General features: G+C 69.0%; 21 protein-coding genes and 1 tRNA gene. 14 read left to right on the plus strand and 8 right to left on the minus strand.

Going from position 1 to position 22,662, the window contains the following annotated elements; translation table 11 throughout:
* The first annotated feature begins 15 nt into the window (after positions 1 to 15).
* The 5 genes from IU450_RS18160 to IU450_RS18180 all read left to right on the plus strand — a co-directional run bounded on the left by IU450_RS18160 (position 16) and on the right by IU450_RS18180 (position 5,397).
* Positions 16 to 1,287, plus strand: coding sequence for an MCE family protein (locus tag IU450_RS18160; protein WP_195150934.1), 1,272 nt, complete (start codon positions 16 to 18; stop codon positions 1,285 to 1,287).
* Positions 1,284 to 2,537, plus strand: coding sequence for an MCE family protein (locus IU450_RS18165; protein ID WP_416382882.1), 1,254 nt, complete (start codon positions 1,284 to 1,286; stop codon positions 2,535 to 2,537). Before IU450_RS18160 ends, IU450_RS18165 begins: the two co-directional genes overlap by 4 nt.
* Positions 2,534 to 3,958, plus strand: coding sequence for an MCE family protein (locus IU450_RS18170; RefSeq protein ID WP_195150936.1), 1,425 nt, complete (start codon positions 2,534 to 2,536; stop codon positions 3,956 to 3,958). The genes IU450_RS18165 and IU450_RS18170 overlap by 4 nt, the downstream gene beginning before the upstream one ends.
* A complete protein-coding gene (locus IU450_RS18175) occupies positions 3,955 to 4,764 on the plus strand; it encodes a hypothetical protein (RefSeq protein ID WP_195150937.1) in 810 nt (269 codons plus the stop codon). The genes IU450_RS18170 and IU450_RS18175 overlap by 4 nt, the downstream gene beginning before the upstream one ends.
* Positions 4,765 to 4,908: 144 nt before the next feature.
* Positions 4,909 to 5,397, plus strand: coding sequence for a h domain protein (locus IU450_RS18180; protein ID WP_195066673.1), 489 nt, complete (start codon positions 4,909 to 4,911; stop codon positions 5,395 to 5,397).
* A 22-nt stretch (positions 5,398 to 5,419) separates the two neighbouring features.
* Here IU450_RS18180 and IU450_RS18185 read toward each other — a convergent pair whose 3' ends face one another.
* The 4 genes from IU450_RS18185 to IU450_RS18200 all read right to left on the minus strand — a co-directional run bounded on the left by IU450_RS18185 (position 5,420) and on the right by IU450_RS18200 (position 9,493).
* Positions 5,420 to 6,889 carry a sensor histidine kinase gene (locus tag IU450_RS18185; protein ID WP_195150938.1) on the minus strand — a complete coding sequence of 490 codons (1,470 nt, stop codon included), beginning with the start codon at positions 6,887 to 6,889 and terminating at the stop codon, positions 5,420 to 5,422.
* On the minus strand, positions 6,886 to 7,617 hold the full coding sequence (locus IU450_RS18190) for a response regulator transcription factor (RefSeq protein WP_195150939.1): 732 nt from the start codon (positions 7,615 to 7,617) through the stop codon (positions 6,886 to 6,888). Before IU450_RS18190 ends, IU450_RS18185 begins: the two co-directional genes overlap by 4 nt.
* 70 nt (positions 7,618 to 7,687) lie before the next feature.
* A complete protein-coding gene (locus IU450_RS18195) occupies positions 7,688 to 9,238 on the minus strand; it encodes an alpha,alpha-trehalose-phosphate synthase (UDP-forming) (RefSeq protein WP_195151086.1) in 1,551 nt (516 codons plus the stop codon).
* Between the two features lie 84 nt (positions 9,239 to 9,322).
* Positions 9,323 to 9,493, minus strand: a complete 171-nt coding sequence (locus tag IU450_RS18200) for a hypothetical protein (RefSeq protein ID WP_169334155.1) — start codon at positions 9,491 to 9,493, stop codon at positions 9,323 to 9,325.
* Between the two features lie 188 nt (positions 9,494 to 9,681).
* Between IU450_RS18200 and IU450_RS18205 the strand changes: the two genes are divergently transcribed.
* The 4 genes from IU450_RS18205 to IU450_RS18220 all read left to right on the plus strand — a co-directional run bounded on the left by IU450_RS18205 (position 9,682) and on the right by IU450_RS18220 (position 13,777).
* Positions 9,682 to 10,515, plus strand: a complete 834-nt coding sequence (locus IU450_RS18205; protein WP_195150940.1) for an alpha/beta fold hydrolase — start codon at positions 9,682 to 9,684, stop codon at positions 10,513 to 10,515.
* A 168-nt stretch (positions 10,516 to 10,683) separates the two neighbouring features.
* On the plus strand, positions 10,684 to 10,926 hold the full coding sequence (locus IU450_RS18210; RefSeq protein ID WP_011207082.1) for an MbtH family protein: 243 nt from the start codon (positions 10,684 to 10,686) through the stop codon (positions 10,924 to 10,926).
* Between the two features lie 246 nt (positions 10,927 to 11,172).
* Positions 11,173 to 11,244 (plus strand) — tRNA-Thr (locus IU450_RS18215).
* An 823-nt stretch (positions 11,245 to 12,067) separates the two neighbouring features.
* The gene (locus IU450_RS18220; protein ID WP_195150941.1) at positions 12,068 to 13,777 is read left to right on the plus strand and encodes a glycoside hydrolase domain-containing protein; all 1,710 of its coding nucleotides are present in this window, start codon (positions 12,068 to 12,070) and stop codon (positions 13,775 to 13,777) included.
* Positions 13,778 to 13,869: 92 nt separating this feature from the next.
* On the opposite strand, the gene IU450_RS18225 is transcribed toward IU450_RS18220, so the two are convergent.
* Positions 13,870 to 14,295, minus strand: coding sequence for an HIT family protein (locus IU450_RS18225; RefSeq protein ID WP_195066677.1), 426 nt, complete (start codon positions 14,293 to 14,295; stop codon positions 13,870 to 13,872).
* Between the two features lie 50 nt (positions 14,296 to 14,345).
* Positions 14,346 to 14,723 (minus strand): PH domain-containing protein, encoded by a 378-nt coding sequence (locus tag IU450_RS18230; protein WP_043718981.1) that lies wholly within the window; start codon positions 14,721 to 14,723, stop codon positions 14,346 to 14,348.
* A gap of 180 nt (positions 14,724 to 14,903) precedes the next feature.
* On the opposite strand from IU450_RS18230, the gene purD reads away from it, so the two are divergent.
* The gene (gene purD / locus IU450_RS18235; RefSeq protein ID WP_195150942.1) at positions 14,904 to 16,175 is read left to right on the plus strand and encodes a phosphoribosylamine--glycine ligase; all 1,272 of its coding nucleotides are present in this window, start codon (positions 14,904 to 14,906) and stop codon (positions 16,173 to 16,175) included.
* Between the two features lie 101 nt (positions 16,176 to 16,276).
* On the opposite strand, the gene IU450_RS18240 is transcribed toward purD, so the two are convergent.
* A complete protein-coding gene (locus IU450_RS18240) occupies positions 16,277 to 17,260 on the minus strand; it encodes a M23 family metallopeptidase (RefSeq protein ID WP_195150943.1) in 984 nt (327 codons plus the stop codon).
* 53 nt (positions 17,261 to 17,313) lie between these two features.
* On the opposite strand from IU450_RS18240, the gene IU450_RS18245 reads away from it, so the two are divergent.
* The 4 genes from IU450_RS18245 (at position 17,314) to IU450_RS18260 (ending at position 21,281) form a co-directional block, all read left to right on the plus strand.
* Positions 17,314 to 18,483: a pyridoxal phosphate-dependent aminotransferase gene (locus IU450_RS18245; RefSeq protein ID WP_195150944.1), complete on the plus strand. Its 1,170-nt coding sequence runs from the start codon at positions 17,314 to 17,316 to the stop codon at positions 18,481 to 18,483.
* A 128-nt stretch (positions 18,484 to 18,611) separates the two neighbouring features.
* Positions 18,612 to 19,310, plus strand: coding sequence for a TetR family transcriptional regulator (locus IU450_RS18250; protein WP_324197721.1), 699 nt, complete (start codon positions 18,612 to 18,614; stop codon positions 19,308 to 19,310).
* 6 nt (positions 19,311 to 19,316) lie between these two features.
* Positions 19,317 to 20,738, plus strand: coding sequence for an adenylosuccinate lyase (gene purB / locus IU450_RS18255; protein WP_195150945.1), 1,422 nt, complete (start codon positions 19,317 to 19,319; stop codon positions 20,736 to 20,738).
* A gap of 120 nt (positions 20,739 to 20,858) precedes the next feature.
* Complete coding sequence (locus IU450_RS18260) at positions 20,859 to 21,281, plus strand: HIT family protein (RefSeq protein WP_195150946.1); 423 nt, start codon at positions 20,859 to 20,861, stop codon at positions 21,279 to 21,281.
* Between the two features lie 256 nt (positions 21,282 to 21,537).
* On the opposite strand, the gene IU450_RS18265 is transcribed toward IU450_RS18260, so the two are convergent.
* Positions 21,538 to 22,626 carry an alkene reductase gene (locus IU450_RS18265; RefSeq protein WP_195150947.1) on the minus strand — a complete coding sequence of 363 codons (1,089 nt, stop codon included), beginning with the start codon at positions 22,624 to 22,626 and terminating at the stop codon, positions 21,538 to 21,540.
* Positions 22,627 to 22,662: the final 36 nt, after the last annotated feature.

Consider the following 22,662-nt stretch of genomic DNA (forward strand, 5'->3'; position numbering starts at 1 on the left):
GTTGCGTCTGGGGGCATGTACATGCTGAACGCCGTACGGAAATTGCCCCGCTGGGCGCTGGTGCCGGCCGCGGTGGTCGTCGCGGCGCTGGTGGTCGCCGTCGCGTGGACGGGCCTGACCCGGATCGGAACCACCAAGGTCACCGCGTATTTCCCGTCCACGTCCGGCCTGTACGCGGGCGACGACGTGCGGGTGCTCGGCGTCAAGGTCGGCCGGATCGACGCGATCGAACCCGGCGCGGACCGGGTGAAGGTGACGATGACCCTCGATCGCGGCATCGATGTGCCCGCCGATCCGAAGGCGGTGATCATCTCGCCTTCGCTCGTCTCGGCACGCTTCATCCAGCTCGCGCCCGCCTACACCGGCGGCCCGAAGCTGGCCGACGACAGCGTGATCCCGATCGAGCACACCGCGGTGCCGGTCGAATGGGACGACATCAAGGCGGAGCTGTCCAAGCTGGCCACCGCGCTCGGCCCGGTCGGCGACGACAAGCAGGGATCGTTCGGCCGCTTCGTCGACACCGCCGCCGACAACCTCGACGGCAACGGGCAGCGGTTCCGCGACACCCTGCGCGAACTGTCGGCCACGTTGAGCACGCTGTCGGACGGCCGCACCGACCTGTTCGGCACGGTGCGCAACCTGCAGAAGTTCGTGGAGGTGCTGTCGGCGAGCAACGAGCAGATCGTGCAGTTCGGCGGACGGCTGGCCTCGGTGTCGTCGGTGCTGGCCGGAGTCTCCACGGACCTCGGTGCGGGACTGGACAATCTGGACGCGGCGATCGTCGACGTGCGCCGGTTCATCGACGGCAGCGGCGCCGAGCTCACGGAGGGCGTGCAGCGGCTGGCCGACGCCACCCAGGTACTGGTGGACAAGCGGCCGGAGCTGGAACGGGTCCTGCACTCCGGCCCGACCGCGCTGGTGAACTTCTACCAGATCTACAAACCGGCCCAAGGCACCCTGACCGGCGCGATCGCGCTGAACAACCCGGCCGACCCGCTCGGATTCCTGTGCGGTTCGGTCCGCGCGCTGGAGACCAACGACGCCGATCGCAGCGCCGACCTCTGCGCGCAGTACCTGGCGCCGGTGATCAACAGCCTGAGCATGAACTACGTGCCGATCATGACCAACCCGGCCAGCGGCGTGACCGCGTTCCCCGATCAGCTGGTGTACACCGATCCCAGTCTGGCCGGGCAGGTGGCGAACCAGACGCCGGCGCAGCCGCAGCCCGCTCCGGTGAGCGTGCCCGACGGCATCGCCGGACTGGCCATTCCGGGAGGAGTCCGATGATGCCGACGCGGCGATTGCGCCGCACCGCCGCCGTCGCGGTGGGGCTGGCGGTGGCGCTCGGCGTCTCCGGCTGTCAGTGGGACGGACTGAATTCGCTGCCGATGCCCGGCACCGAGGGCACCGCGCCCGGCTCCTACGAAGTGCGCATCCAGATGCCGAACGTGACCACGCTGACCCAGAATTCGCCGGTGCGCGTGCACGACGTGACGGTCGGCACGGTCTCGAAGATCGAGGTGGAGGACTGGCACGCGCTGGTCACCGTCATGCTGAACCCGGACGTGCATCTGCCGGCGAACACCGTCGCCAAGATCGGGCAGACCAGTTTGCTCGGGTCCAACCATCTCGAGCTCGCCGCGCCGACCGATCAGGCCCCCGAAGGTCGGTTGAAGGCGGGCGACGTCATCCCGCTGGCGCGGGCCGGGATCTTTCCGACCACCGAGCAGGTGCTGTCCTCGCTGTCGGTGGTGCTCAACGGCGGCGGTGTGGCGCAGCTGGAAACCATCACCCGCGAACTGAATTCCGCGCTCACCGGGCGGGAGGAGGCCATCAGGGACCTGCTGCCGCAGCTGAACGAGCTCACCACCAACCTGGACCGCCAGACCGGCGACATCATCGCCGCCATGAGCGGACTGGACCGGCTCGGCGGTCAGTTGGCGCAGCAGCGCGACGTGGTGGCTGCGGCCATCGAGCAGATCCATCCGGCGTTGACCGTGCTGGCCGACCGCAGGGCGAACATCACCCGGGCGCTCAGCGCGCTGGGCGAGCTCAGCGACGTCGTCCGGCGCATCGTCGCCGCCAGCGGCGAGGACCTGAAGGCGAACCTGAACAGCCTCGTGCCCGCGCTGAAGTCGCTGTCGGACACCGGCAACAACCTCACCGAGGCGCTGAAGATCCTGGCCACCTTCCCGTTTCCGATGAAGAACCTCGACCACGCCATCAAGGGCGACTATCTGAATCTGTTCATGACCGTGGACATCACCGGTAAGCGGCTGGATTCGAACTTCCTCACCGGCACACCGCTGGGCGGGCGGTTCGGCGGCGTGGAAGGCGCACTCGGGAGCTTCGCGCCGGGCACGGCCGCGCAGAACGGCGACCCCGCCACCGGTCCGTTGCAGGCGCCACCTCCGGCGGCGAGTCAGCCGCCGCCGTCCATTCCGGGATTGCCGCCGATACCCGGCCTGCCCGCGATACCCGGGTTGACCGTGCCCATGCCGGGCAACACCGTGCCGCAAGGGGGTCCGGGACAGTGACGCTCACCCGGTTCGTTCGTACCCAGCTGATCATCTTCTCCGTGCTGACGGTGATCGGCTTGGTGGTCATGGGCGGCACATACGTGAAGCTGCCCGCGATGTTCGGCATCGGCCGCTACGAGGTCACGGTGCAGCTCGCCGCGACCGGTGGTCTCTATCCGACGGCGAACGTCGCCTACCGCGGCACGAATGTCGGCGTGGTCAAGGAAGTCCGGCTCACCCCTGTCGGCGTCGACGCGAAACTGTCCATCGGCAGCGACTACAAGATCCCCGCCGACGTCGACGCGTGGGTGCGCAGCGTCTCCGCGGTCGGCGAGCAGTACGTGGACCTGGTGCCCGCCGAGAAGCGTACGGGCGGGAACCTGCGCGACGGCAGCGTGATCCCGGTCGAGCGCACCAAGCTGCCGCAAGACGTCGGTGCGCTGCTCGACCAGGCCGACCGGTTGCTGTCGAGCGTCGCGGACACCCGGCTGCGGCAGGTCATCGACGAGGCGTTCCTCGCCTTCAACGGCGCGGGACCGGACCTGCAGCGGTTCATCGACTCCGCGTCGCTGCTGGTGCAGGAGGCGCAGGCCAACGCCGAACCCACCAAACAGCTGCTCGACCAGATCGGACCGCTGCTGGACACCCAGATCCGCTCGGACGCCGCGATCCGTTCCTGGACCGCCGATCTGGCGACGGTCACCGATCAGCTGCGCGGCCACGACCCCGCACTGCGCGGCATCCTGCGCGAGGGCCCCTCGTCCATGCAGCGGGTGACCAACCTGTTCGACGATCTGCGTCCGACGCTGCCGCTGCTGCTGTCGAACCTGGTCAGCGTCGGCCAGGTCGCGGTCACGTATCACGCCGGGCTGGAGCAGATCCTGGTGATCTACCCGCCGCTGGTCGCCGCGCTGCTGACCGCGGTACGCGGCCCGCTCGAATACGGCGCCTTGGTCGACTTCATGGCGTTGGTCAACGACCCGCCCGCGTGCACCACCGGCTTCCTCCCGCCGGACCAGCGGCGCTCGCCGAGCGAGTACGACACCCCGGAAACGCCGCCGGGCCTGTACTGCAAGGTGCCGCAGGACGCTCCCGAGGCGGTGCGCGGCATCCGCAACACGCCGTGCGCCGAGGTGCCCGGTGTGCGCGCCCCGACGCCGGAACTGTGCCGGACGGGGTACGTTCCGTTGGGCGACAACCCGCCGTTCGGGCCGCCGCAGCCGGTCGCGCCCGCGGCGGCGTCCGCGGGCGAGCCCCCCGCTGTCGCACCGGCGAGTTACGGCGGCGGCACACCAGCCTCCGCGCGAGCGTACGACCCGTCCACCGGCGTGTACATCGGCACCGACGGGCGGACCTACCGACAGGGTGATATCGGACCGGGCGGTTCGGGCACGGTACCGTCGAGCTGGCAGGCGATGCTCGAGGAGCAGCAACGATGAGTGAGAGCAACGGAGAAGGTCACCGCTCGCGGCGGCGTGCGGTGCGCTCGGCCGGGCCCCCGGTCGAGGAGAACGCGGCCACCAGCGACGGGAAGACTTCGGCCCCTGCGGCTTCCGCCGCCCGCGCGACGGGCACCGCCGTCGCGGACAAGGGGCAGGGTTCCGTCGCGGCCGAGTCGAACCCTCCGGGCGAACCGGTACCGGCCTCGGACACGTCCACCGCCGACGCGGGCAAGGCGACGGTCGCCCTGGCGAAAGCCGAGGCCGCGCCGGACTCCGAGGCGCCGTCGACCGAGCGGAAACCCGCCCCGAGCAAGGGCCGCGGCGTCTCGCGCATTCTCGCGATGGCAGCGGCCGCGCTGTTGGTCATCGCGCTCGTCTGCGGCGCGACCCTCTCGGTGCTCGCGACGCGCTCGGCGCACGAACGCGACGAGCGCCGCGCGGAATACGTGGAGACCGCCAGGCAGGCCATCGTCAACCTGACCACCATCCGCGCCGATTCGGCGAAGCAGGACATCGACCGGATCCTCTCGCTGGCCTCCGGCGAGTTCAAGACCGAGTTCGACGGCCGGGTCGATCCGTTCACCAGCATCGTGCAGCAGGCCAAGGTCGTCTCCACGGGCGAGATCGTGGAGGCCGCGCTGGAGAGCGACGACGATCGCTCCGGGCGGGTGCTGGTCGCCGCCAAGCAGTCGCTGACCAATGCCGGCCAAGCCGAGCCGCAGACCAGGTACTACCGGTTCCGGGTCACCGTCTCCCGCGGTGATTCCGGGCTGACCGTATCCGATGTGGAGTTCGTGGCATGAACGGTCAGGCCTGGAGGCGGCAGCGGAGCGTGACCACGGAAGGCCCCGTTCATGCCGGAGAGGACACTGCATGAACGGTCAGGCCTGGAGGCGGCAGCGGAGCGTGACCACGGAAGGCCCCGTTCATGCCAGAGAGGACACACCATGAACGGAATTCGAGGCAGGATCCTGCTCGCGCTCCTCGGTGTGGTGGTCGCCGTGGCCGCGGTGATCGGCGGCGTCAACGGATACCGCTACTGGGACGACCGTCAGGCCGAGCAGTCGCGCAAGGACGCGGTCGCGACGGCGGGCCGCACCGTCGAGGCCATGTTCACCTACAACCCGCAGACCGTGGACACCGAGCTGCCCAAGTCCGCCGACAACCTGACCGGCGACTTCCGCGCGGACTACCTGACCCTGATCGAGAAGCAGATCGCGCCGGGCGCCAAGGAGAAGCAGCTCACCGTCACCGCGACGACGCAGGCGGGCGGTGTCATCTCCGCCGACAGTTCGCACGCGCAGGTTCTGCTGTTCCTCAACCAGGTCATGACGAGCAAGGACACTCCGCAGGGCACCACCACCGGCAGCCGCGTGCGCGTCGCCTTGACGAAGTCCGACTCGCGCTGGCTGGTCGAAGCGGTCACGCCGGTCTGAGCAGAGACCGCGGCCCGAGGCGCTAGGACGACTCCGAGGACGCCCGGCGTGGCAGCCGCACCGTGAACGTCGTCCCGGCCTCGGTCGAACTCCGCACGCCCACCTCGCCGCCGTGTGCGGTGACCAGCGCCTGCACGATGGACAGGCCGAGCCCGGTGCCGCCGCTGGTTCGCGCGCGGGAGGTGTCGGCGCGATAGAAACGCTCGAAGACGCGTTCGGCGTCTTCCGGCGGCAGGCCCGGCCCGGTGTCGGCCACCTCCAGCAGCACGTGATCGGGGGCGGGCGTCAGCGACACCGTCACCTTCGCGTCGGGCGCGGTGTGCGTGACGGCGTTGTTCAGCAGATTGCCCAGCACCTGACGCAGTCGCGCCTCGTCGCCGACCACCTCGAGCGTCCCCTCGCCCGGCTCGATGGTCAGCTCGATGGTGCGGACGGGTCCGTCGGTGTGCCCGGCGGCGACCACGGCCCGCGCGTTGTGCACCGCGTCGCTGGCCACGGCGAGGAGGTCGACCGGGCCCAGTTCCAGCGGGCGCTGCGCGTCCAGGCGGGCGAGCGTCAGCAGGTCTTCCACCAGCACACCCATTCGCTGGGACTCCCGCTCGATGCGGTCCATGAAAGTGGCGGGATCGTCCGTGGCGCCCTGGCGATACAGTTCGGCGAACCCGCGGATCGTGGTCAATGGGGTGCGCAGCTCGTGGCTGGCATCGGCGATGAAGCGACGCATGCGCTCCTCGGACCGGCGCGCCGCCTCCTCGGAGGCCGCGGTCGCGGTGAACGCGCGCTGGATCTGCGCCAGCATCCCGTTCAGTGACCTGGACAGCCGATCGACCTCGGTGTTCGTGCCGCGCACCGGGACACGGCGGTGCAGGTCGCCGCGGGCGATGGCCGCTGCGGTGCTCTCCACCCGGCGCAGCGGTCGCAGACTGCTGCGCACCACGAAGTACGCGATCACCGCCAGCACGGCCAGGACGATCGCCCCGACGATCAGCTCCAGCATCACCAGCCGGTGCACGGTGTCGGTGTTCTGCGTGAGCGGCAGCGCCACGGTCGTGGTGCCGTCCGGTGTGCGCACGGTCAGCGCGCGCCACCGGATCGGACCTCCGTCCGTGGAGCCGACCGTGTACGGACCCGAACGTGGCGTGGTCGGCAGATCGGGTTCGGCGTCCTCGACACCGAACGCCCGCAGGAAGAACGCGCGCCCATCGGTGCGTATCACGCGCACGTAGAACTGGCTGGGGGCGTGGCGTGGTTCGGCAGGCAGCACCGGCGGTGGCGGCCCCCGCCTGGCCCATTCCATCGCGCCGTCACGCAATTGCTGGTCGGTGCGGTCGGTGAGCTGCTGTTCCAGCGCCGAGGTGACCACCATGCCGGAGACCAGTAGGCCGAGCCCGGCGGTGAGCACCAGCAGAACCATCAACGTCACGCGTAGCGGGACCGAGGAGAGCAGGCCGGAAATCTTCGCGCGCGCCGTGACGGTCCGGCCCGGGCTCATGTACCGCTCTTACGGTGCGGCGCGCGCATCACATAGCCGACGCCGCGCAAGGTGTGGATCAGCCGGGTATCGCCGGTGTCGACCTTCTTGCGCAGGTAGGAGACGTAGGTCTCCACCACGCCGACTTCGCCGCCGAAGTCGTAGCGCCACACGTGGTCGAGGATGCGCGGCTTGCTCAGCACGGTGCCCGCGTTGACCATGAAGTAGCGCAGCAGCGTGAACTCGGTGGGCGAGAGCGCGACCGGCTCGCCCGCCTTCCACACCTCGTGGGTGTCGTCGTCGAGCTCGATGTCCTCGAAGCGCAGACGCGAACTCTCCCGCCGCCGAGCGGCATGCCCGGCGCGGCGCAGTATGACCCGCAACCGGGCCACCACTTCTTCCAGGCTGAACGGCTTGGTGACGTAGTCGTCGGCCCCCAAGGTGAGGCCGGTGATCTTGTCCTGCACGTCGTCGCGCGCGGTCAGGAACAACACCGGCGCGTCCACCCCATCGGCGCGCAACCTGCGCAGCAGGCCGAAGCCGTCCATGCCGGGCATCATCACGTCCACGATGAGCGCCTGCGGGCGGAAGGTGCGCGCCTTGTCCAGCGCCTGCGCGCCGTCTGCCGCGGTGTCGACCTCGAAGCCCTGGTAGCGCAGGCTGACGGCGAGCAGTTCGACGATCATCGGCTCGTCGTCGACCACCAGGACCCTGGCTTCGGGTGTCTGCTGCACGGACGCGCCACTCATGGCTTCATGGTCCGGTATCCGCCTGCGAAGTTCCTGGACCGAAGCTGGGTGGTTCCTGTGAACGCGGGATTCAGCGTGGTTCGCGGTCCTCGGGGTAGACGTCGTCGTCGGTGAGCAGCGCGCTACCCGCTACTTGGTCCTGCGCCAGGGCGTCGAGGAAGGCCCGTGCCCAGCGATCCACGTCGTGGGCCAGCACCTGCCTGCGCAGTGAACGCATCCGCCTGCGCTTGACGTCGCGCTCGTCCTCCAGCGCGGCGACGATGGCGTCCTTCACGTCGTCGAGGTCGTGCGGGTTGCACAGGTACGCCTGCCGCAGCTCGGCGGCGGCGCCGGTGAACTCGCTGAGCACCAGGGCGCCGTTGAGCCCGCTGTGACAGGCGACGTACTCCTTGGCCACCAGGTTCATGCCGTCGCGCAGCGGCGTCACCAACATGACGTCGGCAGCCACGAAGAACGCGATCAGCTCGTCGCGCGGAATCGGGCGGTGCAGGTAGTGCACCACCGGGTAACCGACCCGGGCGAACTCGCCGTTGATCCGGCCTACCTGGCGTTCGATGTCGCCGCGCATCTGGATGTAGCTCTCGACCCGTTCGCGGCTCGGAGTGGCCAGCTGGATCATGACGGTCTCGGAGGGATCCACCCGGCCATCGATGAGCAATTCCTCCAGCGCGTTGAGCCGGATGTCGATGCCCTTGGTGTAGTCCAGCCGGTCCACGCCGAGCAGGATGTTCTTCGGGTTGCCGAGTTCGGCCCGGATCTTGGCGGCGCGCTCGCGCACCGACCTGCGCCTGGAGTGTTCGTCCATTTCGGCGGAGGCGATCGAGATCGGGAACGCCCCGACCCGCACCGTACGGAAACCCACCTGGACGACGCCGAGCTTGGAGCGCACGCCCACCGAGCCGCGCGAGGTCGGCTGGCCGGCCAGCCTGCGGGCCAGGTAGAGGAAGTTCTGCGCGCCGCCGGGCAGGTGGAAGCCGATGAGATCGGCGCCGAGCAGGCCCTCCACGATCTCCGTCCGCCACGGCATCTGCATGAACAGCTCGACCGGCGGGAACGGGATGTGCAGGAAGAACCCGATGGTCAGGTCGGGGCGCAGCATGCGCAGCATCTTCGGCACCAGCTGGAGCTGGTAGTCCTGCACCCACACGGTCGCGCCCTCGGCGGCGACCTTGGCGGTGGCCTCGGCGAAGCGCCGGTTCACGGTGACGTACGCGCTCCACCACCTGCGGTCGTAGACCGGCCGCACGATCACGTCGTGGTAGAGCGGCCACAGGGTGCCGTTGGAGAAGCCCTCGTAGTAGTCGGCCACCTCCTTCGCCGACAGCGGGACCGGATGCAGCTCCAGGCCGTCCTCGATGATGGGTTCCACGTCGACGTCCGGGACGCCCGCCCAGCCGACCCAGCCGCCTTTGTTGTTGCGTAGGACCGATTCCAGGGCGGTCACCAGACCGCCGGGGCTGCGTTTCCACCGGGTGCTGCCGTCGGGAAGTCGTTCGAGGTCGACCGGGAGCCGATTGGCGACGACGACGAAACCGGAGCCCGCGCCGGAGCCGGTGGTTCCCGCCGCGGTGTCAGCAGTCGAGGTTTCTCTGGCGTGCTCGGAGTCGTCGGACGGGTTCATCTGGTCCACTCACGCATCCTTTGCGCGTTGCTGTATCCCGCTGGAGTTGTGTAGTCGACGTCGCCGTTGGCGTCGAGAACGAGGTTATTCGCCTCGAGCGTTCGGTCCAATACCCAACATGGACAACAACATCCGGCACTCATCGGCGTCCTCGGCGTAGGCCGCGACCACCCGCTGAGCCTGACGCGCGGTTTCGTCGGCGAGCGGTTCCAGATCGTCGTCCGCAATGTCGTTCGCGCTGCCCTTCGCGGCCATCGTCAAGTCCTCCCGGCTTAGTGCGCTCTTACCCTGCGAAAAGTCAATGGTATGCGACGCTGGGAGGTGCGCCCGCCGGGGCGTTGGCGCAAGCGTGGCACGCGCCACCAGGGCACCCCGGTCGGTGCGTCGCCCCCGCCGGTCCCTATACCGTGGGGGAGCAGCACCAACTCCACGAAAGGGTCGACATGCCGCTGGCCACGGTGAACGGGATTTCCCTCAATTACCAGGTGAAGGGTGACCGCGCCAGGGGCACCGACACCAAGGGCTCCGCGCCGCTCGTCGTCATGATCATGGGCACCGGCAGTCCCGGACGGGTGTGGGAGCTGCACCAGGTCCCCGCCCTGGTCGCGGCCGGTTACCGGGTGTGCACGTTCGACAACCGTGGGATCGCGCCGTCCTTCGAGGCGGCCTCCGGCATGACCGTCGACGAGCTGGTCGCGGACACCGCCGCCCTGATCGAGTTCCTGGACGAGGGCCCGGCGCTGGTGGTGGGCACCTCGATGGGAGCGCGCGTGGCGCAGGAGCTGGCGCTGGCCCGCCCCGAGCTGGTGCGCAAGGCGGTGTTCATGGCCGGGCACGGGCGACTCGACCAGTTCCAGAAGACGCTGTCGCTCGGCGAACACGAGCTCGACGCCGCCGGGGTGAAACTGCCGCCGAAATACGAGGCGGCGATCACCGCGGTCATGAACCTCTCGCCCGCGACCATGGCCGAGCCCAACGCCGCGCGCGACTGGCTCGACCTGTTCGAGTTCACCGGCGGGCCGGTCTCGCCCGGCATCAGGGCGCAGCGGCGGATGGACCACGATTTCGATCGGGTGCAGGCCTACCGGGCGATCCGCGTGCCCTGTCTTTCGATCGGTTTCGCCGACGACCGGATGATTCCGCCGTATCTGTCCAGGGAGATCGCGGACGTGATCCCGGGCGCGCGGTACCAGGAGATACCGGACGCGGGGCATTTCGGATATTTGGAACGGCCGGAGGCGGTCAACAAGATTCTGCTCGACTTCTTTGCGGGCTGATTGCGCGTCGGCGAGGCGACAGCGTAGGTAACCGCCCAGGCGTAACGTCTTGCTTGCTAGTGTCGAAACAACGCTCGGGGTCTCTCGGCGCCAGGGGTTGGCAGCAACCCGGCACCGTGTGAACCAGGAGCGATCCCGTACATAGCGCCAGTATCCAGTGAGGTGAAATTGAGCACCAACCCCTTCGATGATGAAGACGGCCGCTTCTTCGTCCTGGTCAACGACGAGGAACAGCATTCCCTGTGGCCCGCCTTCGCAGAGGTTCCGGCCGGATGGCGAGTCGTGTTCGGCGAGGACAGCCGCGCCGCCTGTGTCGAGTACGTGGAGAAGAACTGGACCGACATGCGTCCGAAGAGCCTGCGCGACGCCATGGCCGCGGACGATGCGGCCCGTCAGGGCGCCCAGTCCTGATCGGTCCGCCGAGTGCCGCGCCCACGGCGCGGCAGGTTCGCGGCTCTGTCTCGGCTCATGCTCGAGCGACCGCCGCCTGTGACGTCGTCGTGGGCGGGCCGGTCGCTCGGGCCTGAGCGGGCCGCGGGCAACGCTCGATCTCGCTTCACTCGAAAGCGGTTGTGGGCCGGGTCGCGTTCATTGCCGAACGCGGATTCCGTTTGTCACACAGACGGCGAGCCCGGTTATGATGACAACCGCTTTCCCGCCTCCTTAGCTCAGTGGTAGAGCACTCGCCTTGTAAGCGAGCGGTCGTCAGTTCAATCCTGACAGGGGGCTCTGTCAGCCGCTGCACGTCTGAAGCTCAGTGGTAGAGGCCGTACTCGATGTTGTAAGCGAGCGGTCGTCAGTTCAATCCTGACAGGGGGCTCTGTCAGCCGCTGCGCGTCTGAAGCTCAGTGGTAGAGGCCGTGCTCGGTGGGGGCTCCGTCAGCCGCCGCGTGTCCACCGCTGGTAGCGGGCAGTGTCAAGTGAGCTGGATGAGGCCGGGCTGGTTCGTCGTGCGAGCGAGGGGATCCGTTGCGAGCGTGGTGAGGCGCGCTGGGCCCGAGGTCGGTTGGGCGGTTCGGTCGTGCCGACGGCTGGGGTGGAGAGTCGCCCGTTCGGCAGTCGGCGAGGACGGAGGTGGTTCGAATGAACCGCTGCTGCTGTCGGTTGGACACCCCAGGGATGCTGCTCGGGGCGGTGGGCAGCTGTTGCCGTGTTCGGCGAACGGCGTGCCGTCGAATGGTTTCCCTCGAATTCCGCAGCGGCTCGGCGCAATTCGTCACGGTGATCCCGACCGGAATGGTGCAGCGAAGCGGCCGACCAGTATGGCGGGCGGTAGCGAACTTTCAGCAGATCTGATTACCGACTGACGAGCATGTTTTCGGTTACGAGTCCGTTTGTAGTCTGGTGTGCGCAAACATGTCTCGCGATGAGCCTGCTCAGATCACGCGCAAACACCGGATGAGCCACAAACGAGACATACTGGCATACTTCGCGCACACGCGGGAAAATCAGCAGTGTCGGGTTCTCCATCTGCCGAAAGTTGCTGAGATGTACGAATACAACGCGTTGCCACCGACCGATACGCGGGCTCGTACGAACCAGGGGGTGCGCGATGACTGAGCTGATCGACTTCTCCGCCGCACTCATCGAGCCGCAAGCGATCAAGGACGCCGGATACGCCGGCGTCATAGGCTACTTCAGCGATTCCCGCCCGGGCACGAATTTCGGCGCTAAGCCGCTGCGGCGGGAATACTGCGACCGATTGCGCGCCATCGGACTGGAAATAGTGACCAATTACCAGTACGGCAAGGGTGAGACATCGGACTGGAAAGGCGGTTACGAGGCGGGTGTGCATCATGCGCGGATCGCGCTCGATTACCACTTCGCGGCCGGTGGACCCGGCTTCCGTCCGCTGTATGCCCCCGTTGACGCGAATCCGTCGCTGAACGAGTGGAATTCGCTGATCGCACCGTTTCTGCGGGGCTGGGCATCGGTCGTCGGGCTGGAATGGACCGGCATGTACGGCAATGCCCGATGCATCGAGTGGGCGCTCGAGGACGGCGTCGCCACCTGGTTCTGGCAGCACAACTGGTCCGGCGATTCCTCGATCAACGGCGACCATCCGGCCGCGCACCTCCATCAGATCCGCATCGACCGCGATTGGGTCGCAGGCGTCGTGGTGGATGTCAACAAAGTCCTCGCCGACGACTACGGCCAGTGGTCGAAGGCCAGCTCGAATCCAGGGGGAGCGATGCCGAAGCCGGACTACGTCGAATTGGACCGAATGGGCAACTCCGCGTCCAGCCGTCACGGGGCGCGCGTCGAGAACTTCCTGCTGCACACCCAGGAAGGCAACGGAACGGCCGAGAGCCTGGCCAACTATCTGAACAATCCGGCGAATGGGGTGAGCTACCACTACACGGTTCGCGATCGTGTGGTGGTCGACGTGGTCGACACCGATCTGGCCAGCTGGTCGGTGCTGGACGCGAACCCGTTCACGATCAACCTCTGCTTCGCGGGCAGCCGCGTGGCGTGGAGCCGGAACGACTGGTTGCGCATTCGCGACGACATTCGGATCGCGGCCTGGCTCGCGGTGCAGGACGCGCGCAAATACGGTTTCGACACGCATGTCATCGCGCCGCCCTACCAGCGGCGCCAGGGAATCTCCGACCACAAGTACGTCACCGAGTGTCTCGGCATCGGCACGCACACCGACGTCGGGCCGAATTTCCCCTGGGACGTGTTCGCCGACGACGTGCGCGGCTTCGCCACCGGCGAGCCGGGCGGGTCGGAGCCGAACGCGATCAATGATTGCGCGGCCGCGAATCCGTGGCTCGGTCGCCGGATCACAGAGGGCGAGATCGCGACGCCTGACGGCGCGGGCCGCTTCGCCCAATTCGAGCACGGGTACATCTATTGGCATCCGGACACCGGTGCGCACGCCATCCCGGAGACGCTGTGGGGAAAGTTCGAGGAATTGGGCTGGGAGGCCGGTCCGCTCGGCTACCCGATCACCGATCGCGCCGTCCTGTCCGAGAACGGCCAGGCGGCGGGTGAGGTGCAAGGCTTCCAGGGCGGCGCGCTCTACCGGCGGCAATCCAGCGCCGACGTGTACTGGGTGCACGGCGCGATCCGCGACCGCTGGAACCGCTCGGGTTACCAGACCGGGCCGCTGGGCTGGCCGATGAGTGACGAGATCCCCTGGGACACGGGCGCCTATCAGGATTTCGAGCACGGCCGGATCTACTGGACCCCGAGCCAGACTTTGGCCACGGTCGCGGTCGGCGGAGTCGATACACCCCTGCGCGACGTGGCGAGCTGACCGCGACAGAAAGAGAAGTAAGGGTCGACCGCGACGAGCGGCGACCCTTACCGGAACGTGACCGGTACGGCCCGAAGACTCGGAGAGGTGGGCTAGTCGGGAACGTTGGCGCCGTGGCCGAGTTCGCGCAGCGCCTGCTTGATCTTGGCCTGGGCCTCGTCCAGGGACTCGGGGCTCGGATTCGGGTCGGCGCCGGAGATGTCGAAGTCGCCGAGCGAGAAGGCCGGGAACACGTGCACGTGCAGGTGCGGCACTTCCAGTCCCGCGATCAGCAGACCGGCCCGCGGGGCGTCCCATGCCGCGCGCACGGCCTGGCCGATCTTCTGGGCGACGGCGGTCAGTCTGGCGAAGGTGTCGCCGTCGACGTCCTGCCAGTGGTCGATCTCCTTGCGAGGCACCACGAGCGTGTGACCAGGGGTGACCGGGGCGATGGTGAGGAAACCGACGAACTCGTCGTCCTCCCAGACGAAACGGCCCGGAAGCTGACCGGCGATGATCGCGCTGAAGACAGAAGCCATGTTCCGCAGCGTAGACCGGCCGGTGCGCCGAGGCGCCGGACCGGCCCGCGCTACACCGCGACGAAGTGCGACAGAATGCCCTGCACCTCGTAGATGTCCACCTGCCGGTTGAACCGCTTCAACAGGGGCTCGGCGGTGCCCGCGATCCAGATGGCCAGCTCGGCGTCCAGATCGAAGGTGCCCGCGGTCTCCACCGAGAAATGGGTGATCGCGCGATAGGGAACGCTGTGGTAGCTCACCTTGCGGCCGGTGACGCCCTGCTTGTCGATCAGGATCAGGCGGCGGTTCGTGAACAGCATCGCGTCGCGGACCAGCAGGTACGCCGCGTAGACCTGTTCGCCGTTGCCGAGGAGTTTGGCGTACTCCTGTTGCGCCTGCCCCGGATCGATCCGGCCGGCGTTGCCCATCAGTCCGTCGATCAGACCCATTTGTCAGCACTTCCTTCGGTGCTCCAGTGGCCGGAGCGGTCACGCCCCCGCGCATGCCGGAAAGGACACAGTGGTCGGGTGCGGGCCCGATGCGCCCACACCCGTTGTCCCCATTCATCATCCCCTTTCCGCGCACCGGCAGCGGCGAAGACGGACAACGGCTCGTTTAGGCTGTCTGCCGTGCGTGTACTCGTCATCGGTTCCGGAGCCCGTGAACATGCCCTCGTCCTGGCGCTGCGCCGGGACCCCGCGGTGACCGCGCTCTTCGCCGCCCCCGGCAACGCCGGGATCGCCCAGCACGCGCAGGTGCGGCCGGTCGACCCGTGCGACGCCGAGGACGTCGTCGCGCTGGTCACCGAGGTGGACGCCGACCTGGTGGTGATCGGCCCCGAAGTCCCGCTGGTGCTCGGCGTCGCCGACGCGGTGCGCGTGGCGGGCATCGCCTGTTTCGGCCCGTCGGCCGCGGCCGCCCGGATCGAGGGCTCCAAGGCCTTCGCCAAGGACGTGATGTCCGCCGCGGGTGTGCGCACCGCGCACAGCGAGGTCGTGGACAACCCCGCCGAGCTGGACGACGCGCTCGAGCGGTTCGGTCCCACCTGGGTGGTGAAGGACGACGGACTCGCCGCGGGCAAGGGTGTGGTGGTGACCGCCGACCGCTCCGCCGCGCGCGAGCACGGCGCCGAGCTGCTCGAGCAGGGCCACCCGGTGCTGCTGGAATCGTTCCTGGACGGACCCGAAGTGTCGCTGTTCTGCCTGGTGGACGGCGAGACGGTGGTTCCGCTGCTGCCCGCGCAGGACCACAAGCGCGTCGGTGACGGCGACACCGGACCCAACACCGGCGGCATGGGCGCCTACACCCCGCTGCCCTGGCTGCCCGAATCGACCGTCACCGCGATCGTCGAGGACGTGGTGAAACCCGTTGCCGCCGAACTGGTGCGGCGCGGCAGCGGATTCTCCGGCCTGCTCTACGCCGGGCTGGCGATCGGCGCGGCCGGTCCCGCAGTGGTCGAATTCAATTGCCGTTTCGGCGATCCCGAGACCCAAGCGGTGCTCGCGCTGCTGGACAGCCCGATCGGCGAGCTGCTGCACGCCACCGCCACCGGCACGCTGGCCCAGGTCGCCCCGCCGCGCTGGCGCGACGGCTCGGCGATCACCGTGGTGCTCGCCGCGGAGAACTACCCCGGCCGCCCGCGGCTCGGCGACGCCATCTCCGGTGCGGGCGAGGGAGCGTTCGACGAGAACGCGACGGTCCTGCACGCAGGCACCGCGCAGCGCGAAGACGGCGCCCTGGTCTCCACGGGCGGACGGGTGCTGAACGTGGTCGGCGTCGGCGCCGACCTCGTCGAGGCGCGCACGCGCGCCTACGATCGCATCGCCGCGATCAAACTGCCGGGCAGCCACTACCGCACCGACATCGGCTTGGCCGCCGTCGAGGACCGCATCAAGGTCTGAGCGCCGGGGCGGGCCGCCCGGCGGCTCAGCACGCCCGTCGATGCGATCCTCATGCCGCACGGGGTTCCCGAAGCTCCGGGAGCCGCCGCGTGCGTTCCGGCTCAGCCGAAAGTGAGTCCGCGCAGCGCCAGCCACTGCTGCGGGTCTACGTGCTGTCCGCCGACGATCACCTCGAAGTGCAGGTGCGGGCCGGTCGAGTCGCCGCGGTTGCCCATGCGGGCGATCTGCATTCCCGCGGGCACCCGCTCGCCGACCGAGACGAAGAAGTCGTACATGTGCCCGTAGACGGTGACGCTGCCGTCGTCGTGGCGGATCCGCACCCACAGCCCGAAGCCTTGCGCCGGTCCCGCGTCGATGACCGTGCCGTCGGCGACCGCGTAGATCGGGGTGCCGAGCGGGCCCGCGATGTCGATGCCGTTGTGGAACGTGCCCCACCGCGACCCGAAGCCGGAGGTGAAGATGCCGCGGGCGGGCAGGGCGAAGCCGGTGGTGCCCGGGATGGTCCCCGGCTGCACCGGCACGGTTCCGGTCATCCACGGCTGTCGCTCGCCCGCGACGGCGGCGGCAGCCTCGGCCTTGGCGCGTTCCAGCGTCGCGCGCGCGGCGGCCGCGACCACCGCCTGTTCGCGCAGCCGTTCACCATTGGCGATCGCGTTCAGCAACCGGGTCACCGAGGGCGGGGTGTTCTGCATCTGGAGCGGATACGCGACGGCGACGCGCTGGGCGCGATCCGGAGCCGGAGTGCGATCGGTGACCGTCCCGGCGAAGGACGTGTCGCCCGCGGCGAACACCGCGGCCGCGGTGAGCCCGGCCAAGAGCACCTTGTGCTTGCGCGCCAGTGCCAGCAACTCGTCGCCGGTGGGTTTGCGCCGCCACAGCTCGCGGGCGTCCGGTCTGCGCCCCCACCAGGCCCGCAGCTCGCGGCGGCGTGCCCGCAGGGCGCGCGGATCGAGTCTGCCGCCGCGCCCGAACAGCTGCTTTTTCGTCCGTCGCGGCGAGCGCGCGCGCCAATCGCGCGGAATGACGCCGATGCCGCCAACTCCGCGCACTCGGTCGAGCCCGTCTCGTCGAGACTTATCGAGCATCAGGCAGACCATAACCGCGACTGTGCGGTTGCGCGTGCTCTACCGTCTGTCGAGTGTCCAGAGAATCCCGCCGGTCGACCATTCCACCTTTCTACGTGATGGATGTATGGAAAGCCGCCGCGGAACGCGCCCGGACCCACGGTGATGTGCTCGTTCTCGCTGCGGGGCAGCCGTCGACGCCCGCGCCCGCGCCGGTCCTGCGCGCGACCCGGCTGGCCATCGAGTCCGAATTGCTCGGTTACACGGAGACTTTCGGCATCCTGGCGATCCGGGAAGCGATCGCCGAACACCATCGGGAAACCTACGGTTACCACGTCGCACCGGACGACGTGGTGGTGACGACCGGCTCGTCCGGCGCGTTCTCGCTGATCTTCCTCGCCGCGTTCGACCCGGGCGACACCGTCGTGGTCGCGCGCCCCGGTTATCCGGCCTATCGCAACACCCTCGCCGCGCTCGGCTGCCGGGTGCTCGAGCTGGACTGCGGCGCTGCGACCAGGTTCCAGCCCACCGTCGCGATGCTCGACGCGCTCCCCGAGCCGCCCGCAGGTCTGGTCGTGGCCAGCCCGGCCAACCCCACCGGCACCATGATCGCCCCGGACGAGCTCGCCGCACTGGCTCGCTGGTGCGAGGAGCACGGCACCCTGCTGATCTCCGACGAGATCTATCACGGCATCACCTATGACAGCGCGGGCGCCGACAGCGCGACCTCCTCGGCGTGGGAGACCTCGCGGGAATCGGTGGTGATCGGCTCGGTCTCCAAGTACTTCTCCATGACCGGCTGGCGGCTGGGCTGGATGCTGGTGCCGACGGGGCTGCGGCCTGCGCTGCAACGATTGGCCTCGAACCTGACGGTGTGCCCGCCCGCCATTTCGCAGTACGCCGCGCTGCACGCGTTCGGGGCGGAGGCCAAGGAAGAACTCGACGGGCACGTCCGGCGGTACGCGGTGAACCGGCGGTTGCTGCTCGACGGGCTGCCGAAGCTGGGCATCAGCGACCTCGCCCCGGCCGACGGCGCGTTCTACGCCTATGCGGACATCGGTCACCTCACCGACGACTCCCGGGCCTGGTGCGCCGACGTGCTGAACCACACGGGCGTCGCGCTCGCGCCGGGGGTGGATTTCGACACCGTCAACGGACACCGTACGGTTCGTTTCTCCTTCGCCGGAGCCACCGCCGACATCGAGGCGGCGCTGCTGCGTCTAGGGCACTATCTAGGTGTATGAAAGCCCTGTCGGGCAAGAACTTTCCGCAGTTCGGCACCCTGGCCGCGCGGATGCGGTAAAACAACGATGGTTGCTTTTCCTCGCTGATTTCCCCTGGAAGAACTGATGACGACTGGCACGATGGCACGGTGATCACCGCGACGACCCCGAAAGGCGAACGGCGTCGCCAGGCTTTGATAGCCGCCGCTGCCGAACTCCTGCTCGAAGGCGGGTTCGAGGCGGTGCGGCATCGTTCGGTTGCGACGCGCGCTGATCTGCCCCTGGCGTCGACCACCTACTACTTCGAATCCCTCGACGACCTGATCGCGCGGGCGGTCGAGTTCAGCGGCAACGCCGAGCTGGACGCGATGCGCAGGCGGGTCGGCGAGGTGAGCCACCGTCGCCGCGGCGCGGAGGCCACCGTCGAGCTGGTACTCGACCTGCTGGTGGGGGCCGACGTCGCCGACGAAGGCGCGCGCGGGCAGCTGATCGCCCGCTACGAGCGTTCGGTCGCCTCGGCGCGGCACCCGGAATTGCGCGAAGTGCAGCTACGTCTGCGCGCCCAGCTGGACGAACTGCTGGCCGACGTGCTGCGCCGGTCGGACCGGATGGTTCGGCCCGAACAACTGCGCAGGCTGGTCGCCGTGGTGGACGGAGCGGTGGTCGCCGCGCTCACCGAGATGGACCCGGAACCGCGGCGGATGGCCCGGGGCGCGCTGCTCGAGGTGATCGACATCGTCGCGCCGCCCGCACGGGGGTCGGCCCCCGAGACGGCGGCGTACGTGACCACGGACGGCCCCGTGCGCGCCACGCCTGGGCAAGTGGATCGCTACCGGGCACTAGACTGACCCGACGTGAGTCTTGTCCCCAATGTCCTCGCCACCCGTTACGCCAGCCCGGAGCTGGTGCACCTGTGGTCGCCGGAGCACAAGGTCGTGCTCGAGCGGCGACTGTGGCTGGAGGTGTTGCGGGCGCAGGCGGAGCTGGGCGTAGCGGTGCCCGACGGGGTGGTCGCGGACTACGAGCGGGTACTCGACGAGGTCGACCTCGCTTCGATCGCCGAACGCGAGCGGGTCACCCGGCACGACGTGAAGGCGCGGATCGAGGAATTCAACGCGCTGGCCGGGCACGAGCACGTGCACAAGGGCATGACCAGCCGCGACCTCACCGAGAACGTGGAGCAGTTGCAGATCCGGCTCTCGCTCGAGCACGTGCACGCGCACGGCGTCGCGATCGCCGCGCGGCTGGCCGAACGCGCCGCCGAGTACCAGGCGCTCGTGATGGCGGGCCGCTCGCACAACGTCGCGGCGCAGGCCACTACGCTCGGCAAGCGGTTCGCCTCCGCGGCCGACGAACTGCTGATCGCGCTGTCGCGGCTGCGCGAACTCATCGACCGTTACCCGCTGCGCGGGATCAAGGGCCCGATGGGCACCGCGCAGGACATGCTCGACCTGCTCGGCGGCGACCCGGCCAAGCTCGCCCGGCTGGAGCAGCAGGTGGCCAGGCATCTGGGATTCGCGACCGTGCTCACCAGCGTCGGCCAGGTCTATCCGCGCTCGCTCGACCACGACGTGCTCTCCGCTCTGGTGCAGGTGGGCGCGGGCCCGTCCTCGTTCGCGCACACCATTCGGCTGATGGCCGGGCACGAGCTGGTCACCGAGGGCTTCCAGCCCGGGCAGGTGGGCAGCTCGGCGATGCCGCACAAGATGAACACCCGCTCCTGCGAACGGGTCAACGGCTTGCAGGTGGTGCTGCGCGGTTACGCCTCGATGGCGGCGGAGCTGGCGGGTGCGCAGTGGAACGAGGGCGACGTGTTCTGCTCGGTGGTCCGCCGCGTCGCACTGCCGGACGCGTTCTTCGCCATCGACGGGATGATGGAGACCTTCCTCACCGTCCTGGCCGAGTTCGGCGCCTACCCGGCCGTCATCGCCCGCGAACTGGACCGGTACCTGCCCTTCCTCGCCACCACCCGCATCCTCATGGCGGCCGTGCGCGCCGGCGTCGGACGGGAGACCGCGCACGAGGTCATCAAGGAGCACGCCGTGGCGGTCGCGCTGGCCATGCGCGAGCAGGGCCGCGAACCCGACCTGTTGGACCGTCTCGCCGCCGACGCGCGCCTTCCGCTCGATCGCGCCGCCCTCGACACGGCGCTGGCCGACAAGTCCGCCTTCGTCGGCGCCGCCGAAGCCCAGGTCGCCGACGTCATCGGCCAGGTGCAGAAACTCGTCGACCGCCACCCGGACGCCGCACGCTACACACCGTCGCCGATTCTCTAGCGGCACCGGGCCTTTCGCGGAAATTCATTGCCCACCGTCCGGGGAGGAGCCGGGTCCGCTCGTCCCGGCTGGTCCCCGGAGCCGCTTCGAGGGCGCCGCATGAGCACCTAAGCTGCGAGGGTGAATCCCTACACGATTTTCGCCGATATCGTTGCCGGGCGGGCGCCGTCGAGCAAGGTCTACGAGGACGACGATGTGCTGGCGTTCATGGACATTCGGCCCATGACGCCGGGGCATCTGCTGGTGGTGCCGAAGGTGGCGGCGCGCAGTCTCGCCGAGCTCGATCCGGTCGTCGGCGGGAAATTGTTCCAGGTGGGGCAGCGACTGGCGGCGGCGCTGCGCACCAGTGAGGTGGGGTGTGACGGGGTCAATTTCTTTCTGGCGGACGGGGTGACGGCCGGGCAAGAGGTCTTCCACGTGCATCTGCACGTCATCCCGCGTACTCCGGGCGATGGGTTCGGGCTGCGCGGCCGTCCGACCAGTCCGCGGCGGGAGGATCTGGACTATCTCGCCGGATCAATCCGGGGCGCGCTGAAGGATTGAGCCCGTATCGCTGCGTTCCGCACCGTATTCGCACGGGCGAGCGGCATGTCTGCCGGCCTGGCTCGCGGCGCACCGCAACTGGCGAATAGCGGCGGCGAACCGCCGGGGCCGGGGACCCGGGAAGCCGAGCACCCGGCCCGGGGACGATCGAGCTGTCCTGGGCGCGCCTCAGCGCGGCGACGAATCCGCGCCGATCCGGGCCACGCGCACCTCGTCACCCACGGAGACGGTGCGGAGATCGCGGAGCGGCGACTACTCAGTCGCGCACCAATTCGGCCGCCGTCCAGTTCGGGTAGTCGCTGTAACCTTCGGCGGTGCGGCCGTACAGCAGCTCTTCGCGGATGGGCGCCAACGGCAGGTCGTGGCGGATGCGGTGCACGAGATCGGGATTGGCGATGAACGACCTGCCGAAGGAGACCAGGTCGGCGAGCCCGGCTCGCAGCACCTGCTCCGCGCCCGCCGCCGTGGTCGGCTCGCGGTTCTCGCCGATGTTCGCGATCAGCGTGCCGTGCCAGCGCGGTCGCAGGTCGTGCAGCGCCGGGTAGTGGTCGTTGTCGGTGAGGTGCAGGTAGGCCAGGCCGCGCCGGTCGAGCTCGGTGACGAGTGCGCGGTAGAGCGGGGCCGGATCGGCCTCGGACATGTTGAACTGCGGGTTGCCCGGCGAGAGCCGGATGGCGGTGCGGTCGGCGCCGATCGCCTCGGTCACCGCGTCCACCACCTCCAGGGGCAGCCGCATGCGGTTGACGATCGAACCGCCGTACTCGTCGTCGCGCAGGTTGGTGTTGTCGGCGAGGAACTGGTGCGGGAGATAGCTGTTGGCGGCGTGGATCTCGACTCCGGCGAAGCCGGCGGCCACGGCATTGCGCGCGGCGGCGGCGTAATGCCGCACGGCGGCGGCGATACCGGCGTGGTCGAGCGCGGCGGGCGTGATCGGATCGGCCTTGCCGCCTTCGATGAGATGCACCGGGTCCTCGTCCAGCACCGCCGACGGTCCGGCGGGCCACGACCCGTCTATCCGCGCGAGCGGGTGGCCCTTGCGCCCGCCGTGCATGAGCTGCGCGAAGATCCGGCCGCCGCGCGCGTGCACGGCCTCGGTGACCCGGCGCCAGGCCTCGACGTGCGCGGGCGTCTGCAATCCGGGCACCCACGCTTCGCTCTGCCCGGTCGAATGCGGCCAGATGCCCTCGGTGACGATGAGTCCGGCCGTCGCACGCTGGGCGTAGTAGTCGGCGACATCACTGGTCGGCGAGCCGTCGGGAAGTGAGCGCAACCGGGTCATCGGGGACATGACGATCCGGTTGGGCAGGTCGAGCGGGTGGTTGCGGTATTCGGTCAAAAGCAGCATGGCTGTACCGTAAAACCTGACATTGATGTTAGGTCA

The organism is Nocardia abscessus (assembly GCF_015477775.1).
GTDB classification, from domain to species: domain Bacteria; phylum Actinomycetota; class Actinomycetes; order Mycobacteriales; family Mycobacteriaceae; genus Nocardia; species Nocardia abscessus_A.

Coding starts and splice junctions, on each gene's coding strand:
- IU450_RS18185 (WP_195150938.1), bottom strand. CDS start 6,889: ATGAGCCCGGGCCGGACCGTCACGGCGCGCGCGAAGATTTCCGGCCTG.
- IU450_RS18180 (WP_195066673.1), top strand. CDS start 4,909: ATGAACGGAATTCGAGGCAGGATCCTGCTCGCGCTCCTCGGTGTGGTG.
- IU450_RS18220 (WP_195150941.1), top strand. CDS start 12,068: ATGACTGAGCTGATCGACTTCTCCGCCGCACTCATCGAGCCGCAAGCG.
- IU450_RS18165 (WP_416382882.1), top strand. CDS start 1,284: ATGATGCCGACGCGGCGATTGCGCCGCACCGCCGCCGTCGCGGTGGGG.
- IU450_RS18205 (WP_195150940.1), top strand. CDS start 9,682: ATGCCGCTGGCCACGGTGAACGGGATTTCCCTCAATTACCAGGTGAAG.
- IU450_RS18230 (WP_043718981.1), bottom strand. CDS start 14,723: ATGGGTCTGATCGACGGACTGATGGGCAACGCCGGCCGGATCGATCCG.
- IU450_RS18200 (WP_169334155.1), bottom strand. CDS start 9,493: ATGGCCGCGAAGGGCAGCGCGAACGACATTGCGGACGACGATCTGGAA.
- IU450_RS18175 (WP_195150937.1), top strand. CDS start 3,955: ATGAGTGAGAGCAACGGAGAAGGTCACCGCTCGCGGCGGCGTGCGGTG.
- IU450_RS18240 (WP_195150943.1), bottom strand. CDS start 17,260: ATGCTCGATAAGTCTCGACGAGACGGGCTCGACCGAGTGCGCGGAGTT.
- IU450_RS18225 (WP_195066677.1), bottom strand. CDS start 14,295: ATGGCTTCTGTCTTCAGCGCGATCATCGCCGGTCAGCTTCCGGGCCGT.
- IU450_RS18265 (WP_195150947.1), bottom strand. CDS start 22,626: ATGCTGCTTTTGACCGAATACCGCAACCACCCGCTCGACCTGCCCAAC.
- IU450_RS18160 (WP_195150934.1), top strand. CDS start 16: ATGTACATGCTGAACGCCGTACGGAAATTGCCCCGCTGGGCGCTGGTG.
- IU450_RS18190 (WP_195150939.1), bottom strand. CDS start 7,617: ATGAGTGGCGCGTCCGTGCAGCAGACACCCGAAGCCAGGGTCCTGGTG.
- IU450_RS18195 (WP_195151086.1), bottom strand. CDS start 9,238: ATGAACCCGTCCGACGACTCCGAGCACGCCAGAGAAACCTCGACTGCT.